Origin of the sequence: Sphingomonas sp. CD22 (genome assembly GCF_034556155.1) — a bacterium.
Classification (GTDB): domain Bacteria; phylum Pseudomonadota; class Alphaproteobacteria; order Sphingomonadales; family Sphingomonadaceae; genus Sphingomonas.
Map to the genome: position 1 here is coordinate 87042 of NZ_JAYDYX010000006.1, position 18645 is coordinate 105686.

The window sequence follows — 18645 nt, forward strand, 5'->3', positions numbered from 1 at the left end:
TAGACATTGATTCCATACGGTCAATAACAAAATCAATTTGCGTTTATTATGATTCCCGGCATGCTTGGGAGTGATGATCGGGCAGCGGTCGCGACAGCAGAGAGAGGACGTCCGTTTTGCAGAACAATATGGCTGCCGCAGCCATCGAGCGCCCCGGGATATGATACCGGCCCTGGGTATCGACTTCGGCGGCACCAAGATCGAAGCCGTCTTGCTTGGTGCCGACGGCGAGACATTGTGGCAGCAGCGGGTGCCCAACCCCGGCACGTATGACGCCGCGCTCGCCACGATCGCCGGGTTCGTCGCGGCTGCCGACGTCGTGGGAGGAACGGCATGCTCCGTCGGCATCGGCGCACCCGGATCGCCATCGCCGCACACCGGATTGATGCGCAACAGCAATTCACTCTACTTGAACGGCCGATCGTTCGGAAACGACCTAATTGCTGTTCTCAATCGGCCGGTGAAGCTGGTCAATGATGCGAACTGCCTGGCGCTGTCGGAGGCGACAGACGGCGCCGCGGCCGGCGCGCGAAGCGTGTTCGCACTCGTGATCGGTACGGGGGTGGGCGGCGGCATCATATTGTCCGGCGCATGTCTCGACGGCGCTCACGGCATCGCCGGCGAGATCGGCCACTCACCTCTACCCTGGCCCCGCAGCGACGAGCTGCCGCCACCGGCATGCTGGTGCGGGCGAACGGGCTGCATCGAGAGCTGGGTCTCCGGCACGGGGTTCGCTCGCGCCGCCAAGGCCGAGCATAGCCTTTCTCTCAAAGCGCCCGAGATCGTCGCAGCGGCCCGTGCGGGCGATCCCGCGGCGCGTGCTGCGCTGGATGCGTACATCGATCGGCTGGGGCGCGTACTGGCCATGGTCGCCAACCTGCTCGATCCCGAAGTCGTCGTATTGGGTGGAGGCATGTCGAACGTCGCCGAAATCTATGCGGATCTTCCCGCGATCGTCCGCCGCCATGCCTTCTCGGACCTATGGGAAGGGCGCATCGTCCCTGCACGTTGGGGCGACGCGTCCGGTATGCGCGGAGCTGCGCGACTATGGACCGCGGAAGCCTGACCGACACGAGGTCGGGCATGATAAACGTAGAACCAATCAGCCGACGGAAAGTCGAGCCCGGAAACTCAGGAGAGGTCCCTTCATGCGATCGTTGCCGCTAACCGCCGCCCTGCTGCTCGGTACAGCATTTTCCTATGCGCTGGCTGCGCAAGCCGTGGCGCCAGTCATGCAGCCGGAAATCACGAATGCCGGCCCCTACAACGTCGCTATCCTGGAAGGCGGGATCGGGGTCGAGCGCGAGCTGACGGGTGGCGAGACAGCGGTCCGCGCCGACGCCCCATGGACACTGTCCGCCTGGATCCGTCCCAGCACAGCCAGCGCAACCGGTGCGGTGCTCGCCATCGGTGATCCGCTGGGGGCCTGTCGCTGCCTCAGCCTCGCCAACGGCCGCGCAGCCGCCGCGGATGGGGAGAGGACGATCACCGGCGGAGCCCCGCTGGCTGCAGGCCGTTGGACCCATGTCGCGGCCGTAGCGGACGGTCGAACACTGAAGCTGTACGTCAATGGTCGCGAGGTCGCGTCCGTCGCGAACCGCCCCACCCAAGTCGCCCCCCGCCTGGCGGTCGCACCGGTGACGAACAGCGGCGAAGGGCCGCGTCATTTCGGCGGATCGCTCGTTGCTGCGCGATTCGACGCCGTGGCGCTAGACACCGGCGAGATCGCGGCGGCCGTTCGCGCGCGGCCAGATTTCGACCTGGTGCAGTTCTGGCAGGTCGGCGTCGGCTGGCCCTTTCAGAAGCAGGCCAATATCGGCCTTACGCAGCAGCAGGATGCTTGGACCTTGCCGAAGGCCCGGGTCAGCGCGACCACCGCGCCAAGCGCACCCACGCCCTTACCCCCGACGGGGCTCGCACGTGAACGTGACGGTCGCTGGCTGGTGAACGGGTGGCAGCTCGCCGCGGCGCCCGAGGTGCGCGAAGATGCCGCCACCTTGTCGCGCCCCGGCCGGCCCACCGGAACGTGGCGAGCGGCAACCGTGCCTGGGACCGTCCTGACGACGTTGGTCGACCGCGGCGTATATCCCGATCCCTATTACGGGCTCAACAATCTCAAGATCCCCGAAAACCTGGCGCGGCAGGACTATTGGTACCGCACGAGCTTCACGGTGCCTGCCGATGCTGCCGGCAAGCGCCTCACGCTGGTCTTCGGCGGCATCAACTATGCGGCGGAAGTCTGGGCGAACGGCCATAAGCTGGGCGACACCCGCGGGGCCTTCATCCGTGGCCAGTTCGACCTTGTGCCCGTCGCGGGTGAGAACGTCGTGGCGGTCCGCGTTTCTCCGCCGCCTCATCCGGGAATCCCCCACGAGCAGTCGATCAGCGCTGGCGTAGGAGAGAACGGAGGGCAGCTCGCCATCGACGGTCCGACGTTCGTCGCCACCGAGGGCTGGGACTGGATACCCGGCATTCGCGACCGCAACACGGGGCTATGGCGGCCCGTCGAACTGTTGGCGCACGGAACGGTTCGACTGCTCGATCCGCATGTCGTCACCGACCTGCCCCTACCCCGTACCGACAGTGCAGACGTCTACGTGACCGTTCCGGTCCAGAACGCAGGTACCACCGCCAGCCGCATCACCGTGCGCGCTGCCTTCGGCGACGTCCGTGTCGAAAAGACGGTGATGGCGCCCCCCGGCGAAACCAAGGTCGTGTTCACACCCGCCGAATTCGCGCAGCTTCGCGTCGCCAACCCGAAATTGTGGTGGCCGAACGGCTACGGACAACAGGCTCTCTACCAACTTTCCCTGGAAGCGCTGGCCGACGGCCAGCTCTCGGACACGCGCACCGACAAGTTCGGCATCCGCGAAGTCAGCTACGATCTGTCGCTCTTCGATACAGCCGGCGCCCTTCGCCGGGTCAATCTCCAATTCACCGACGGCAGCCTGCGCGGCGAACGTCTGATCGACGTCCGCCATCAGGCCATCAAGCAGTCTCCCAACGGCTGGGCCGAATCTCTGACGCCCCAAGGGGAGCATTCTCCGGCGGTTACGACGATCACGTCGACGATGCCCGAACCGCACCTGACGATCCGCGTAAACGGCGTCCAGATCGCCGCCCGCGGGGGCAATTGGGGCATGGACGATGCCATGAAGCGTATCGGACGGGCCCGTCTCGCGCCCTATTTCCGTCTCCAGAAGGAGGCACACATGAATGTCATCCGCAATTGGATGGGCAACAACACCGAAGAGGAATTCTACGACCTCGCCGACGAAAACGGCATGATGGTGCTCAACGACTTCTGGCAATCGACCCAGAACTTTCAGGTCGAGCCGCAAGATCCGGCGTTGTTCCTCAAGAATGCCGACGACGTGGTGCGCCGCTACCGCAACCACCCTTCGATCATCCTCTGGTTCGGCCGCAACGAAGGGGTGCCCTATCCGGCCCTCAACGAAGGCCTCGACGATTTAATCGCGCGTGAGGACGGGACGCGTTGGTTCACGGGCAGCTCCAACGTCGTCAACCTGCAGGGGTCCGGACCCTACAATTATCGTCCGCCGGTGGGGTATTTCACCGGGCTTGCGACGGGCTTCTCGGTCGAGACCGGGACGCCGTCCCTGTCCACGATCGAGTCCGTACGCGCCAACATGCCGGACAGCGAAACCTGGCCGCTGAGCGACACCCTGGCGTACCATGACTGGCATTTCTCCGGGAATGGCGACACCAAGACGTTCATGACCACGCTCGACACCATGTTCGGCGCTGGAACCAGCTTCGCGGACTTCGAGCGCAAGGCGCAGATGATGAACCTCGAGACTCACAAGGCGATGTACGAAGGGTTCCTCGGCCATCTGTGGACGAAAAACTCCGGGCGACTGCTCTGGATGACCCATCCCGCATGGCCGTCGAACACGTGGCAGATCTACAGCTGGGACTATGACACGCAAGCCTCCTACTACGGTGCGAAGAAGGCCGCGGAGCCGCTTCATGTCCAACTCAACCTACCGGGCAACGAGCTCGTCGTCCTCAACACGACACAGGATGCGCAACCTGAGCTGAAGGTCCGCACGCGTGTCGTCGGACTCGACAACACCCAGCTCTTCCTCCGTGAGGACGCTGTCGATGCAGGCGCGAACATGGCCACGCCTCTGGCGCCGGTGCCACTCGAGCGATTGTTCGCCTCCAACCCGATGGTGTTGGTCAAGCTCGAGTTGATCGATCGTGCCGGCAAAACGGTTGCGGACAACTTCTATTGGCGCGGGAAGACCGAAGCCTCCTACCGGATGCTCGACACCTTACGGACCGTGGCGTTGACCGGCTCGGCCGCGGCTCAAGCGGTCGATGGCGAGGATAACGTCGTGACGGTGACGCTCGCCAATCATACCGCTGTTCCGGCGCTCAACGCGAAGCTGACGCTGGTCGATGCCGAGGGCAAACGGATCCTTCCGGCGTTCTACAGTGACAACTACGTGGCGCTCCTGCCAGGAGAGGAGAAGCGCATCGAGATCCGCTATCCCAGAGGTTCAGGCCAGGCGCCGGCAGCGCTGACGCTGCGCGGATGGAATGTCGCGCAATCGGATCACTTCATCACGCTCGCGCGGCAACCTGCGCGCTGAGGAAAGTGCGATGACGCGCGAAGGACGCAACCGGTGGTTGAGCCCTTCGCTCGTAAGCGCCACGACATCCCGGCGTCCCACCTCCCCTGAGCGTCAGCTGGGTTTGCGGCTTACGGGCGCGGGCTGAGGACTGAGACCCTCGGCAATCTGCGACGTGAAGTGGGCGTTCCGCATTTCTGACGGTGGCGCGAGCACCCCCCGGGCATGTGTCGGCAGGTGATCGCCGGCATGCGACGCGCCGTCGTCGAACACATAGTGATCGAACCAGCGCCGCCAGGCCACACGCTGTGCAGGCGGCAGATCGCGGATCGCGAGTATGGCATGGCTCAGCGCGCCCATCGGCGAGATCGCGTGCGGCTCGCCCCACCAGTAATTGACCATCACGTTGAACGCGGCGGAAGCCTTTACGTTGTGCCACCAGAACGGCGGAATGAAGAGCGCGTCGCCCGGATCGAGATCGGCCACGACCCCGTGCGGGATCGCCTCTGCGTACTTCGGATAGCGTTCAAGATCAGGGTTCTCGACGTCCACCATGCTGACCGGCGGTCCGGCGATGGTATGATGGAAGGGTCCTACATATAAATTGCCGACCTGCTCGGGCGGGAACAACGTAAAGCGCCGCCGGCCCGCGACCACCACCGCAACGTTGCTCGCCTCGTCGAAATGGGTGGAGACATGCGTCCGATTGCCGACCCATATGCGCGGCTTCGCATTCGGCAGCACGAACGGCAGGAGATTGTCCTCGATCCAGGCCGAGAGGTGATCATCCGCCGCGGCCGCGCCCGCATACAAGGCGACGGGCTCGGCCTCGCTGCGTAGCGAAAGCAGCTTGTCGAGCAGTCCGCTGAGCGATCCGAATCTCTTCTGAAAATTGCAGCCCCGCATCGTTGGGTCATAGAAGAACCGACCCTCGATTTCCGGCGGCCCGATGAGCACCTCGGCCGGGCGGCCGCGATCCATAGCCTTCATGTAGTCGACGAGTGTCTCGGTGGAACGGAGCCCCGCCATGACGGCCGGCCATCGCTCCGCCTGACCGCGCAGTACGATCGGCTGAGATCGCGTCGCGATCTCGTCTGCGAACCGCGCCGCATCAACCGGGCCGCTCTCGTCGACGCTGGCTTGGATGGTCATACTCGGTGCTCCTCAAAGCTTTCTAGCGTCGGGTGCCGCTGGGCTAAAGACCATCCGATCACAAAGTGCCGGCCTGGCTTGCTGGCCTCGGAAAAAATCAGTTACCACAATACCTTCCAGTTGAAGATCCGGCCGGCAAAGGGCCGAAGAAGCTTGGTCGCGATGAGCGCGGCGGCTGCCCATCACGACGCAGAGGCTGACCAGGAGGCAGATTACCGCAGAAGCAAAGTGGTAAGGACCCAAACCCGGACATTCGCGCCCCCTCCCCCACTCCCCATCTTCAGACATTCATTCATCTCCGCGCTGAATGGCCTTGTCGCATGATCGACCGTCATGGATGTCGTGAATGGAGAGGAGAGCGGACGTTCGCCTCATGGTGGCATGTTGAGCTGAGCCACAGTTCCGGTGCCTTCGTCATTCCGTTTTAGAAACAAGTGCCAGAGCTTGAGCTTGCCGCGCCGCTGTCGCCTCGGCGTTTTCGCGCCTTCTGGGATCAAGCGGCCAGACAGCCAGAACTTGTGGAGAGAGCCGAACGACGGCGTAACAAGACGTGATGATTAATGGTACTTTGACGTCAGAACCTGACGGCGTGGTATCCTGCTTCGGACACGCAACCTTAGGCTTGTCGTTAAACGGCTCTACAGCAGACAAAAGCTCAAAAACGTTTTTGTCTCCGTTGTAGTAAGCTTCGAGCTGCCTCAAATCGTGTTGGTCTACGAGCATAAAGCTCGCAGGAAGATCGTTGGCAACGCCAGCTTTGGCTGACCGGCAACGCCAGCTTACACAATCGATATTTGGCGGTCGCCCTTCGTAAAGTACGGTGGGAACAATTTGTAGAAGGCCAGCCGATACAGGCGCTGATGACCTTGAGGCGTCTCGTGCGAGCTTTTCAGCGTCAATCTTCCCGGTGTCCTCATCTTGGGGATTGTATGAAGTGTTACTGGCCTCGCCACGTTTCGAGACGAGCTGCACCTCTGCCAAGCGTGTTCTAAATACTCGGTCAGCAATTTTGACGAAGATGGGTGACCTTAGGACATCGTCCGACGCTCGATTAGATGGAGCCGTCGAGCATGCACCTGATAGCAGGAAACTAGTTATGGCCAACCGCATTGCCGCCGTGCGTAGGTGCACACAGAACGCGAAATGAGAAAACGGCCGCATCCGCGAATGATCGCTCTATAAGCAGACCTTTGCAAGTTACATTTGACTCCGAGCTTCCAATGTCCGGAAGTGGGCGTAAGCAGCAGGTCCGCTTTTGGGAGGAAAGCGGACTGACGGCTTTTAGAAGCGAATTGGCCGTGACTGCCGTTTCGGACGAGATGTTGTTGCGGCCCGTCAAAAAAAAGACTGCGGATTACCTAATCGACAGCTGGCAGCCATCTATTAAATATTAGCTGCTCCGATACGATCGCCGTATTCGAGCGGTCCTTCGCAGGAATATACCGCCCCTGTTCGACCAGCAGCTTGCAGGCGCGTTCGTCTATCGTTCGGCTTCCCGAGGACGTTACGGGTGTGCACTGCTCAATATGTCCAGTCGTACCAATTAGTACTCGCAATCCCATTTTGCCCTGCGCTCGCTGCGAGATAGCATCATATGAAATTTTACTGTCTCGTAACAGCTTATCAACCAACTTTGGTACTGCCGGCGTTTCAACCTGATGCTCGCGTTCTGGGTCAATACCGTAACTAACAATAAAGTCCTAAAAGCATTCCGCCATTGATTTTAGCAAAGCGTTCCACGCTCTCGTTTTGAAGGTAGCGAGTCTCTCCTTACCGTGTTCAAAGGATATGTCAGCAATAGCTTGCTGCGCAATCTCGTCACGGTCAATGTAAAGCCCGAACTCTGATGATTTCGCAATTGGCGAATTGAGGTCTATCGCCTTTCCTTCGAACCGTCGACCGCTTGGGCCTATCACAAGCGCCAAGGTTGTACCTCTTGGTAGTTTAACCGGTGATGCAACATTCGCAGAGATAACTAGCTTATGCTCAAGCGATGGCGTTGCGACTGAAAGCTGAGCCTGTCCATTGTTAAAATGCCGTGTAGCCACGCATCCGGATGATGCGAAATCGATCGCCCATTTGCCAGACGGTTCTAGCGCCGTTGCCGATAACGTTATCTGCATAAATGTCGCAGCGACCCACCACGTCATTGCAATATATCCCTACACCACGCGTTTGCTTCGATATATATGGCAGATTTAAATAATTTAAAATGATATTACGGGGCCAAGTGTCGGTTAGCGCGCTCTCCCGCTTATTAAAATAAACAGCGCTATGCGACAGCCCCGAGATAGTGACGCATTTGTAGGAAATGGTCTTGCCTTCTAAGTAAGGCGCTTAATATAATTACCTGACAATTGGGCGTCAGCCGTCATTATCGTTCTCCAAGTCGGTTAATAGGTCAGCGAGCTGGCTCCGACGTGCTGGCGCGTATGCGGGGTCTTTCGATCGGATGTCATCGTCGTCAGCCCAATAGCTCAGGCCATGCCACGCGTTACGCTCAGCACCTCGCAGCGCTGCGGGATCGACGGTAGCAGCGTTGAGCTCGTCGTTCGTCACGTCACCACCATCTATAATGCGCCGAAGGAAGCCGATTAGTAAGGTGCGAGCGTCGGTCATCTATAAGAAGCTGCCCGAACTCCAACGCTCAGGCAATGTCCGCTATCAAGATTGGGAGGCCGAGCCACCGACGTCTGCAACTGGGCGATAGCGGCCACGCCAGCTGCGTCTGGCAGGACCCACTTTCGGCCGCTCGGAGACTACGAACCGCCGCGCGAAACCGGCCGCTCGTTCAGCATCACCGACGGCCGATCAACCACATTTCCGAACCGTCGATTTACCGCGGCTGCGTACGCTCGATTGGCCGATCCGACCCTATGGAGATGATCGATGGGGCACTCGCCGATGGACCCCGCCTTTGACGAACTTCGACCCTGGAATGAGGGCCGGCTTATCGGTGCGAAGCGGGCGCTAAAACAGCAACAGGTCTGGGGGTGCTGTCAGTCTAACGCGAACCGCTCTCCACACGATGCAGGTCGATCTTTGAACGTGGCGGTCTAGCTTGCAAGGATCTGCCACTCCGCCAGCGCGGCGGAGCGTCGTTCCTTGTAGGTCTGTCGGTCGGTGAGATGGCGTTCTAGGCTGAAGTGATTGTGGACGTTGGCGTGGACGGAAGCGAATTTTTGCAGCGTCTTCATCTGCCTGAACCTCAGCATTGCCCGCTCCCTTCGTCGAAACGGCAGATGGCTGTTTTCCACCCGGTTATTCGCCCAGCGGCCGATCTCCTGACGTTCTCGACAGCCCAGTTCGTCCATGGCGGCGCCATAGCTGCGCAGGCCGTCGGTCGTGATAGCATCTGGTGAACCGTGGCGCTTCAGCGCCTTCTTCATGAAGCGAAGCGCTGCCGACTTGTCGCGGCTTTTGGTTATGTAACTCTCGAGGACTTCACCCTCATGATCCACCGCCCGCCATAGGTAGACCATCTCGCCATTCAGCTTCACATACATCTCGTCCAGGTGCCAGCGCCAATGACGGAACCCCCGCATGCGACTGACCCGCTGGCGGCGGATGTCACCGGCGAACAATGGCCCGAACCTGTTCCACCACAGCCGAACCGTCTCGTGGCAGATGTCGATCCCCCGCTCGAACAGCAGGTCTTCCACGTTCCGCAGCGACAGCGGAAAGCGCACGTACATCAGCACCACTAGCCGGATCACCTCGGGCGAGGAGTTGAAGTAGCGGAACGGCGATGCGGGCTTGCGGGGGCGAGGCATCTGAGAACCCTACCCTGCGCTGCTTACCGCCAGGTGCATTTGGTTTGACGGAGCCCTCTCGCGAGCGGCCGGGTCGAAGAAGTGCCCGGCACGGGCGCACCGATCCATGACATCGCGCCCGCACTAGGCAAGCCCGGCTGCGTCGTGCTTGCAATTGGGCTGGTGCTTTTCCTCCCTTCGGGCAAGCTCACTGAGCTATGCGGAAACCGGGCGCGCCGGCTGTATGCCCGTGCTTGGGAGGAGCAGGGCTTCAAAGCCAAGCCTGAGCAGCCCGGCGAGGACCCGTATCCATCGGTCGCCTTCTTCGGCCTCGCGCCTACCACCGACGGCAGCGTTCGGGCGATCGCGATGAACGGCGTCTACCGGATCGCGCGCGATGGCAACGTGAGCGGACCCGAGCGATTACCCGTGTTCGTGCCCAAAGGCGATATTCGCATCTCGACGGCGAACTCAGAGCCTGAGCTTGTATTGACGGGTGTAAATGGGCGCGCATCGGTAGGCGGGGCAATGCCAGTTGTCGTGCGACGCTGACCAGCCGCTCAATGGGTTCCGCCGCGCTTGCTCACGCTAGTCTTCCCCAAGTCGGTTACGACCCAAGAGCGGTCCTTCGAGCTCCCTTCGGCACTTGCCGAAAGCCGACATTTGTTCACGTCCCAGGCAGAATCCGGCAGCCGCACCCTACGGACTCTCGTTGACCCTGCGTCTCGCCTGTTGGCGTAACCACACGCCCAGGGGTCCAAATCAATTCAGACGTATCCCCTATTTAGCTAGCAGCCGCCACACTCCAGCGTTGAATGCCCGAGCACCATCGACACCAGGTCAACAAAATTGTGGATAACCGCAGATTATCAATCCCACTTCAACCACCTCAATGATCCGCCCAACATAATCTAGGATGAAATTCCTTCTTGCGGGATGGTCAAATCTCCTTTTTTACAAATCTTCTTGCACAAGAAATAAATAATATTTTATACTAAATTAGTAAATTGCCTATAATATAACCGGCTCATTTAACCTCACTTACCTCGTACTTGTTTTTCAAAGCAATGTACGCACTAGAAAATAGTTGAACACTTGAGCGTAGCACATTTTCATAATCAGCCGAACTGCACTTGCCCTTCGAGATACGGTCAATCCGTCCGGTTTGTGCCATCGAGAAGGTCAATGATCCTAGAAGGTGATGCGTGAACCAAAATAACTCGTCATCAGGCACATTTCCGATTCTGCGCATGATCTCCAAAAAACGCTGCACCACGTCGTCGAAGTGCTTGTCCATATAGAACGCGCCACAAAAGCGCGTTGTGTTCGTCATACCAATGAGGGACATAAAGTTTGACCAGCCGTCGCCAAGCGTAAATACATGATCGAAGATTGGTCTTAGAAAAGCGTCAATCGCCCCAGCTGCTTCCAATTTTCCTGCATTCGTCGCTTCGTATTCGTTTAAAACGCGAATGCGTATAGGGTTCAGGACGGAGGCCCGCCGAGACCATACGGCTTCGAAAATATTTTCCAGACCGTCAAAATAGTAATTTATGAGCGCGGGCGTAACCCCCGCAGCAGAGGCAATAGCCTTGATGGTTACACCGTCTCTACCATGATACGCAAAGAGCGTCTCCGCCTCATCTAAGATGACCTCTATCGTAGCTTCACGGCGTTCGGTTTGGGTACGAGCGGGCGCGCGAGTGCGGCGAGCCTTGTTTGGACGCGGTGTTGCGATGTCCTTAGCGGGTGTCATCTTCCCAACGTACTCTAGTCCATCGGCTATTGCGACTGGGGAGGCCAGCGTAGGCGTCCAGGCTTGGGAGACTTGGCCGTTGATAGCGGCGTCAACACCACCCTCATCCCGCATGTGCACCCCCTCTTAAAATGCGCTTGCCATCTGCAAAGCAGTAATGTTACTGTCGCTAACAACAATAACAAGACATACCGGAAATCGGGTCGAATTGCAATTGGGTGCTCGCGGATGGCCGCAGAGTAGCCTGTCTCCGTATGGGAGACGCTTTAGGAGGGGGTTAGCATGCGTAAGGCTTCGTCGCGGCTGCACACTGTCGGGTGCATGACTGCTGTGTGGCTTGCCTTTGCGAGCAGCAGTACAGCTCAGGCGCAGCAGGTGCCTGCAGAGGCAACTCCACCCGCTGACGCCGCGGCCAATCCTGCGGATGGGCAGGACGGTGCTCGCAAAGACGACATCGTCGTCACCGGCTCTCGCATCCGCCGCTCGGTCGATGAAACCGCCTCCGCACCCGTCGCCGTCCTTGACGCCGACAATTTCAAGCAGCGAGGTTTCAACCAGGCTGGCGACGCCCTCAACGAGCTAACCTCGAACACGCCGCAGCGCACGCCGCAACCCTATGTCTCCAACGGACAGGCTGTTGCCGGTGCCGACTTCCCCAACTTGTTCAATCTTGGGCCCGCTCGGACGCTGACACTTGTTAACGGGCGGCGCACGGTTTCGACCTCACTCGGCTTGGGCGATGAGGCAGTCGACACGAACATCATCCCGCTCGGGCTTCTCGACCGTGTCGAAGTCGTTCAGGGTGGCGGTGCCGCGGTCTACGGTTCGGGTGCAATCGGCGGTGTCGTAAACTACGTTTTGAAGAAGAACTTCCAAGGCCTTCGGTTGGAAGCACAGAACACCGTCACTGGCGATGGAGACTACTCCCTCCACACCGCCCGCCTCACCGCGGGCCACAATTTTGCTGGTGGCCGGGGGAACATCGCCGTTGAGGCCGACTATTCCAAGACGAGCTCTCTGGTCTTCAACCAGCGTTCGGATCGCTTCATTTCCGGCGCCGGTCTTAATCTTACGCCGGGAGCCGGCGCTAACGGCATCCCGTTCACGACCGCTTATAATGACGCGACCCAGTACGTCGATCAGAACGGCCTCGTCGTCACCGGGCCGTTCAATTATGATGTGAACGGCGTCCTCAAGCAGGGCGGTCAGGGCATAACGATCAACGGAAGCGGCAACATCGAGCTCAAGGGTCTCGGCATGCCGGTCCCTGGCGTGCCGACTTCAGCCACAGGCAGCCAGTTGCGCTGGCCGTTCAAGGACTACGGTACGCTCGTGCCCGGCGTAGAGCGCGCAATCGGATCGCTCGTTGGTCACTACGACATCACCAACAACCTGACGTTCTCGACCGAACTGCTGGTCGCACGGACGAGGTCGCAGCTCGTCAAGCGGGCCTCGCTGCTCCAGCAATACATCCCGGTTCTTTCATTCGCATATTCGGATCTGCAGCCGCTGCCGTTCACTCGCAACAACCCTTACCTGTCGCAGAGCACCATCCAGGCGCTTTCGGCCGCAAATCCCGGCTTTGCAGCAGGGCAGCCGTTGTTCCTCTCTAAGAATTTTCTCGACGCCGACCCCAACGGCGGTGACCACTATTTCACGACGACGACCTATCGGGCACTTGCCGCCCTCAATGGCAATTTCAACCTCGGCAAGCGGCGCTTCGATTATGAGGTTTCGTACTCGCACGGGCAGGTCAACACCGACATCGATGCCTACGCACCGATCTTTCCCAACATCCGCAACGCAGCGAATGCCGTGCGCAATGCTTCGGGTCAGATCGTCTGCGCAATCAACCAGACGACGGTCGTCGATGCGAATTGCGTTCCCTTCAACATCTTTGGCGTCGAACGGCCAAGCCAGGCCGCCCTCAACTACATCGTCGGCAAGAGCGGTGTAACGGATTCGGGCACCCTTGGACCTGTGAAGAACTTCCAGGACGACGTGCTTGCGACCATCAGTGGTGACATCGCGCGGCTCCCCGGCGGCATGGCCAAATTCAGCGCGACCTACGAGCATCGCGATCAGCGCGCGTCAATCAACCCGTTGCCGGGCGACATCGAAGGCATCTATCTGGCCGGGATTAAGGCGGTCGGGGGTCGCGGCGGCTTCAACACCGACGAGATCGCAGGCGAAGTCGCGGTTCCGATCGTCGGAGGCGACTTCCGCCTGCCGCTCGTTCAGGCCCTCGATTTCGACGGCTCCTATCGTCTGGTCAACAGCACACTGGCCGGCAACAACTCGGTCTGGGGTGTAGGCGGCCGTTGGCTCGTCGGATTAGGCTTCACCGCGCGTATCAATCGAAGCCGCAACTTCCGCGCTCCCAGCATCAACCAGGTGAGCGCGCCGGGCGCCGTCACCATCAGCGGTGCGGGTAACCCGTGTTCAAGCACGGCTATCAACAGCGGATCTAACCCGGCCGCACGTCGCGCGAATTGCGTCGCCCTTTTCACGGCGAACCCAAACTATGGCCTGAACACCTTGCCGGCTGGCCTTGCGCCAACCGTGGCGAACCGCCTTGCCAATTTCGTGGGGACGGGCACCTCTCAAGTGCAGCTGACGACCAGAGGCAATCCGGAGCTTCAGAACGAAACCTCCGACGCCTTGACGTTCGGCTTCGTGTTCCAGCCGACGTTCCTGCGTGGCCTGACCATCACGGCGGACCGGCTCGACCTCAAGATCGGCAATGCGCTTGCGCTATTCGGCGTGAACGAGTTCGCCTCGACTTGCTTCGATCAGCAACCGCAACAAGCGCAGTATTGCAGCACGATCGGCTTTGACAGCAACGGCGACATCAATCGCGGCGTTGCGACGACGGTGAACGCCGGTTCCGCTCGGCTGAAGTCCGACATCTACAATGTCGACTATCGCTTCGCGCTCAGCAGCATCGCAGCATCGCTGCCGGGTCAGCTCGCGCTGACCGCCTCCGCCACGCACAACCGCCTTGAGGAGGTCGTCTACCTGGGTGTCACGCAAAAGCTGGATGGGACCGTGGCATTGCCGGAATGGTCCGTTCATTTCGAAACCCGATACAAGATCGGCCCTGCTTTATTCACCTACGCTTTGAATTACCTGTCGCCTTCGCTGATTGGGCAAGGCGCCACCGTGGAGAATTCAACGGACGGTTATTATAAGGTTCGCGCCAATTATCGGCATGACGTATCACTCGAGTACACGATTGCCGATAAGTATGCCCTTCGCCTCGGTGTGAATGACCTCTTTGATCGCAAGAATGAATATCCTGTAGCCTCGTTCGGGGACATCATCGGTCGCCGCTTCTTCGCAGGAATTACCGCGCAGTACTAAAATAAGAATATAGACGGTCGGCTGCTTGAGGCAGCCGACCGTCGAAGAAGCGCATCTAGGCTTAGGAGAGGTTAGGATGACGAAGTCAAAGCGCATAAGTTTGACCGCGGTCGGCCTTCTGCTTGCGAGCAGCGCAAGCGCGTTGGTCTATGGTGTTTCGCAAGATGAGACCGTAGCCGGCGGTGTGACGGTGGTTCAGGGGACTGTGGCCAGCGTCAATTCAGCGGTCCTTCCAACGCCGACGCCTACGCCTCAGGCATTGGCCGGCTCACAGACTGGCCTGGTCGCTCAGGCATGGCTGACGACAGGGGATCAGCGGGCACTTCTTTCGCCTCAAGCCCCTATCCCCTTCTACACCGATGCGGGCACTACCAACGTCATAACCGTCGACCCATCGGTGCGTTATCAGACGATGGAGGGCTTTGGCGCGAGTATTACCGACGCGTCGGCCTACCTGATCCAGCATGTCTTGGGCCCGTCTCAGCGCACCGCGTTGATGAACGATCTTTTTAGCGTGAGCGGCAACCACTTCGGCATGACGCGCCTGACCTTGGGTGCGTCCGATTTCTCGCAGACCCATTACAGCTATGACGACCTTCCAGCCGGGCAGACCGACCCGCAGCTGGCTCAATTCTCGATCGCACCGGCGACGGTTGACGTCCTGCCGACCGTACGGGCTGCAAAAGCGCTGAACCCCGATCTTGTTGTAATGGGCACGCCGTGGAGCCCCCCAGGCTGGATGAAAACCAGTGGGTCGCTGATTGGTGGCACACTGCGCGACGACAGTTTCCACGTATTTGGCGCGTATCTAGCCAAGACGGCGCAGGCATTCGCGGCGGCCGGTGTCCCCCTCGACTACTTGAGCATCCAGAACGAGCCGGCGTTTGCCCCCACCGACTACCCGGGCATGCTGTTGTCGCCCGACCAGCGCGCCACCCTCTTCGCCGATCACGTCGGACCTCAGATGGCAGACGCCTCCCCGCAGACAAAGCTGCTCGAGCTCGATCATAACTGGGACCTCAATCCACAAGCCCTTCAGGTACTGTCGAACGCCCGCGCGGCTCAGTATGTGAGTGGGAGCGCCTTTCACTGCTATGGCGGTGACGTCTCGCAGCAATCGATCGTCCACAACCAATTTCCGAAAAAGGACGTTTTTTTTACCGAATGCGTCGGGTCGGCAACTGCAATCAACTGGGCGTCGAACCTCGGCTACGACATGCAGAACCTGATCATCGGCACGACCCGGAATTGGGCACGTGGCGTATCGTTCTTCAACGTCGCTCTCGATACGACGTTCGGTCCGCATAAGGGTGGCTGCGTCGCCTGCACGGGCATCGTGACCGTCGAGCCGATTACCGGCACCTACAGCCGCAACGTCCAATACTATTCGCTGGGCCATCTCAGCCGCTTCGTGCAGCGCGGCGCGGTGCGCATTGCATCGACGGAACGCGTCGACAACGTCCTGTCGGTAGCCTTCGCCAATCCCGACGGAACGGTAGCCCTGCTGGCCTACAATACCGGCAGCGCCGATCATGACCCGATTGTCTCGACGCCCTACGGCGCCTTCACTTTCCACCTGAAGGGGCAATCCGCAGTTACGTTCAAGTGGCGTGCGCCGTCGTGAAGGCGCGGCAATGATCGCGTCCATGCAGGACCACCAGCTCCGCGTGCCGCAGCTGCTCGATCATGCGGCGCGCTACCATGGCGACCGGGAAATCGTGACGGCTTGGCCCGATGGTTCCGTCACCCGGATCACGTGGGCCACACTTGCCAACGACGCACGCAAGATGGCCCAGGCCTTCGAGCGCTTAGGCATCAAGCCCGGCGATCGCGTTGCGACATTGGCCATGAATCATACTCCCCATCTGGTCGCATGGTTTGGTGCCATCGGAATGGGTGCCATCGTCCATACGCTTAACCCGCGCCTCTTCGACGAACAGCTGATCTACACCGTCAACCATGCGGCCGATCGAGTGCTACTGTACGACTGCGCCTTTCAGCAGCAGGTCGATCGGCTTCGTGATCGCTGGCCTACAATTGAGCGTTTCATCCGCATCGATGGTGACGGACCGGGAAGCCTCCTGGAACTGCTCAACGTAGAGGATGGGGAGTGCGACTGGTATGGCGGCGACGAGCGCGAGCCATCGATGCTCTGCTATACCAGCGGCACGACCGGGGCACCGAAAGGCGTGCTCTACACCCATCGATCGACGGTGCTTCATGCCATGGCCGGCGTCGCCCCATCGATGTTCGACCTCTCGGCCACCTCGGTCGTGCTGCCCATCGTGCCTCTCTTCCATGCCGCTGGATGGGGCCTGCCATTCGCTGCTGCAATCGCTGGGGCGAAAATGGTGCTCTGCCCGACCAACGAGCCAACGATCCTCAGCCAAACGATGACGAGAGAGCATGTCACCCATTCGGCGGGCGTGCCGACGGTGTGGCTCAGCCTTCTGGCACATGCGGACGCTGCCAACGCCTTTCCGCGTGCGTTACGGCACGTCAGCATCGGTGGATCTGCAGCCCCGGCATCTATGATTGCGCGCTTCGAGGCGGCGGGTGTCCGTGTTGCCCATATCTGGGGAATGACGGAAACGTCCCCCCTCGGCACGATGGGTCAACGGCCTGTGGGCTGGGCATTAATGGATGAAGCTCAGAAATTGTCGGTGGCATCACGTCAGGGCAAACCACCCTATGGCGTCGAGCTCGCCCTGGTTGATGACGCTGGCGAGCCTGTAACTCACGATGGGGTGTCGCCTGGCCGGCTACGAGTTCGAGGTCCCTGGGTGGTCCATCGCTACTACGCTGCTGATGCCGACGCGGTGGATGACGACGGATGGTTTGATACGGGCGACGTTGCGGTCATGCACCCTGATGGCACAATGCAAATTACTGACCGCGCCAAGGATATGATCAAGTCAGGCGGTGAGTGGATCAGCTCGGTTGAGCTTGAGAATGCTGCCATTGGTTGCGCTGGAGTTGCTGAGGCTGCAGCAATAGGTGCGATTCACCCCAAATGGGGGGAGCGGCCGATCCTACTTGTTGTGCGACGTCCAGGCAGCACCGTGACGTCAGACGAGCTCCGCTTGCACCTGCAAAACCATGTCGCAAAGTGGTGGCTGCCTGACGAGGTCATCTTCGTGGAGGAATTGCCGCATACCGCGACAGGGAAGCTTCTGAAGAGCGCCTTACGTGATCGGTACGCCAAAATCCTCATCGATGGTTAACTCAGACCCAAAGGAAAGTCATGCTTGCAACAATCATCGCGCTCGCTGCAGCAGCAGTACAGCCGCAGACGGCAATGACCGAGGATGCCTGCGCACGTATTGAGGCGCAGGTAAGTCAGAAAGCCAAGAACGAGCAAGACGGCATCCGTCGACAACTTGATTGGTCAAACCTGTGCCGTTATGCCGATGAAAATGCGAAGGTCACGACACCCCCACGCATTGTCTTCATTGGTGACTCGATCACGGAGTTTTGGAAGCGGGATCAGCCAACCTTTTTCTCCTCTGCGGTCCTCGACCGCGGGATCAGTGGGCAGACTTCGGAACAGATCCTGCTGCGCTTCTATCAGGACGTTGTCGTTCTCAAGCCGGCCGCCGTTCACATTCTGACTGGAGCCAATGACATTGCCGGAAATACCGGACTGATCACCCCCGAGGCTTGGCAGAACAACATCCGGATGATGGTGGACGTGGCTCGTGCGCGCCGTATCAAGGTCGTGATTGGATCACTGCTCCCAGCGGACGCCTTTTGGTGGAACCCCTCTATGCGCCCGGCGCAGCAGCTCGCCGCGATGAACACGTGGCTCCGGGAGTATGCAAAAAGCCAAAACGTGCCCTTTGTCGATTATTATGCGGCGATGGCGACGCCAACGGGCGGGATGAAGCGAGAGCTCACGGACGACGGCGTTCACCCCAATAAGCGGGGATATGACGTTATGAAGTCCGTTGTCGATCCAACGCTCCGCGTGCTGGCAGAGTAGCTGCACCCAACACTCACGAACGAGCCCAACGAAGCGAAACCC

General features: G+C 59.9%; 14 protein-coding genes. 7 read left to right on the forward strand and 7 right to left on the reverse strand.

What is annotated here, in order from left to right:
* Window positions 1-160 precede the first annotated feature (160 nt).
* Both SFC76_RS12905 and SFC76_RS12910 read left to right on the forward strand, forming a co-directional pair.
* Window positions 161-1066 (forward strand): ROK family protein, encoded by a 906-nt coding sequence (locus SFC76_RS12905; RefSeq protein ID WP_322849840.1) that lies wholly within the window; start codon window positions 161-163, stop codon window positions 1064-1066.
* An 82-nt stretch (window positions 1067-1148) separates the two neighbouring features.
* Window positions 1149-4619, forward strand: coding sequence for a glycosyl hydrolase 2 galactose-binding domain-containing protein (locus tag SFC76_RS12910; protein WP_322849841.1), 3471 nt, complete (start codon window positions 1149-1151; stop codon window positions 4617-4619).
* Window positions 4620-4712: 93 nt separating this feature from the next.
* Here SFC76_RS12910 and SFC76_RS12915 read toward each other — a convergent pair whose 3' ends face one another.
* From SFC76_RS12915 to SFC76_RS12935, 6 genes are all read right to left on the reverse strand, one after another.
* Window positions 4713-5750 carry a cupin-like domain-containing protein gene (locus tag SFC76_RS12915; RefSeq protein WP_322849842.1) on the reverse strand — a complete coding sequence of 346 codons (1038 nt, stop codon included), beginning with the start codon at window positions 5748-5750 and terminating at the stop codon, window positions 4713-4715.
* Between the two features lie 414 nt (window positions 5751-6164).
* Window positions 6165-6731 carry a hypothetical protein gene (locus SFC76_RS12920; protein WP_322849843.1) on the reverse strand — a complete coding sequence of 189 codons (567 nt, stop codon included), beginning with the start codon at window positions 6729-6731 and terminating at the stop codon, window positions 6165-6167.
* A 377-nt stretch (window positions 6732-7108) separates the two neighbouring features.
* Window positions 7109-7381, reverse strand: a complete 273-nt coding sequence (locus tag SFC76_RS19590; RefSeq protein WP_416222421.1) for an energy transducer TonB — start codon at window positions 7379-7381, stop codon at window positions 7109-7111.
* Between the two features lie 69 nt (window positions 7382-7450).
* A complete protein-coding gene (locus SFC76_RS12925) occupies window positions 7451-7900 on the reverse strand; it encodes a hypothetical protein (RefSeq protein ID WP_322849844.1) in 450 nt (149 codons plus the stop codon).
* Between the two features lie 214 nt (window positions 7901-8114).
* Window positions 8115-8369 carry a hypothetical protein gene (locus SFC76_RS12930; protein ID WP_322849845.1) on the reverse strand — a complete coding sequence of 85 codons (255 nt, stop codon included), beginning with the start codon at window positions 8367-8369 and terminating at the stop codon, window positions 8115-8117.
* Window positions 8370-8806: 437 nt separating this feature from the next.
* The gene (locus SFC76_RS12935) at window positions 8807-9523 is read right to left on the reverse strand and encodes an IS6 family transposase (protein ID WP_322849846.1); all 717 of its coding nucleotides are present in this window, start codon (window positions 9521-9523) and stop codon (window positions 8807-8809) included.
* Window positions 9524-9604: 81 nt separating this feature from the next.
* Between SFC76_RS12935 and SFC76_RS12940 the strand changes: the two genes are divergently transcribed.
* Window positions 9605-10054, forward strand: a complete 450-nt coding sequence (locus tag SFC76_RS12940; RefSeq protein ID WP_322849847.1) for a hypothetical protein — start codon at window positions 9605-9607, stop codon at window positions 10052-10054.
* A gap of 475 nt (window positions 10055-10529) precedes the next feature.
* On the opposite strand, the gene SFC76_RS12945 is transcribed toward SFC76_RS12940, so the two are convergent.
* A complete protein-coding gene (locus SFC76_RS12945; RefSeq protein ID WP_322849848.1) occupies window positions 10530-11372 on the reverse strand; it encodes a TetR/AcrR family transcriptional regulator in 843 nt (280 codons plus the stop codon).
* A 168-nt stretch (window positions 11373-11540) separates the two neighbouring features.
* On the opposite strand from SFC76_RS12945, the gene SFC76_RS12950 reads away from it, so the two are divergent.
* From SFC76_RS12950 to SFC76_RS12965, 4 genes are all read left to right on the forward strand, one after another.
* Complete coding sequence (locus SFC76_RS12950) at window positions 11541-14621, forward strand: TonB-dependent receptor plug domain-containing protein (RefSeq protein WP_322849849.1); 3081 nt, start codon at window positions 11541-11543, stop codon at window positions 14619-14621.
* Window positions 14622-14697: 76 nt separating this feature from the next.
* Window positions 14698-16245, forward strand: coding sequence for a glycoside hydrolase family 30 protein (locus tag SFC76_RS12955; protein WP_322849850.1), 1548 nt, complete (start codon window positions 14698-14700; stop codon window positions 16243-16245).
* A 10-nt stretch (window positions 16246-16255) separates the two neighbouring features.
* Window positions 16256-17845, forward strand: coding sequence for a long-chain fatty acid--CoA ligase (locus SFC76_RS12960; RefSeq protein ID WP_322849851.1), 1590 nt, complete (start codon window positions 16256-16258; stop codon window positions 17843-17845).
* Between the two features lie 20 nt (window positions 17846-17865).
* Window positions 17866-18603: a GDSL-type esterase/lipase family protein gene (locus tag SFC76_RS12965; protein ID WP_322849852.1), complete on the forward strand. Its 738-nt coding sequence runs from the start codon at window positions 17866-17868 to the stop codon at window positions 18601-18603.
* The last annotated feature ends 42 nt before the right edge of the window (window positions 18604-18645 follow it).

Bases quoted from the DNA above. Each gene is read 5' to 3' on its own strand.
- SFC76_RS12905 (WP_322849840.1), top strand. From the start codon at position 161: ATGATACCGGCCCTGGGTATCGACTTCGGCGGCACCAAGATCGAAGCC.
- SFC76_RS12910 (WP_322849841.1), top strand. From the start codon at position 1,149: ATGCGATCGTTGCCGCTAACCGCCGCCCTGCTGCTCGGTACAGCATTT.
- SFC76_RS12915 (WP_322849842.1), bottom strand. From the start codon at position 5,750: ATGACCATCCAAGCCAGCGTCGACGAGAGCGGCCCGGTTGATGCGGCG.
- SFC76_RS12925 (WP_322849844.1), bottom strand. From the start codon at position 7,900: ATGACGTGGTGGGTCGCTGCGACATTTATGCAGATAACGTTATCGGCA.
- SFC76_RS12930 (WP_322849845.1), bottom strand. From the start codon at position 8,369: ATGACCGACGCTCGCACCTTACTAATCGGCTTCCTTCGGCGCATTATA.
- SFC76_RS12935 (WP_322849846.1), bottom strand. From the start codon at position 9,523: ATGCCTCGCCCCCGCAAGCCCGCATCGCCGTTCCGCTACTTCAACTCC.
- SFC76_RS12945 (WP_322849848.1), bottom strand. From the start codon at position 11,372: ATGCGGGATGAGGGTGGTGTTGACGCCGCTATCAACGGCCAAGTCTCC.
- SFC76_RS12950 (WP_322849849.1), top strand. From the start codon at position 11,541: ATGCGTAAGGCTTCGTCGCGGCTGCACACTGTCGGGTGCATGACTGCT.
- SFC76_RS12955 (WP_322849850.1), top strand. From the start codon at position 14,698: ATGACGAAGTCAAAGCGCATAAGTTTGACCGCGGTCGGCCTTCTGCTT.
- SFC76_RS12960 (WP_322849851.1), top strand. From the start codon at position 16,256: ATGATCGCGTCCATGCAGGACCACCAGCTCCGCGTGCCGCAGCTGCTC.
- SFC76_RS12965 (WP_322849852.1), top strand. From the start codon at position 17,866: ATGCTTGCAACAATCATCGCGCTCGCTGCAGCAGCAGTACAGCCGCAG.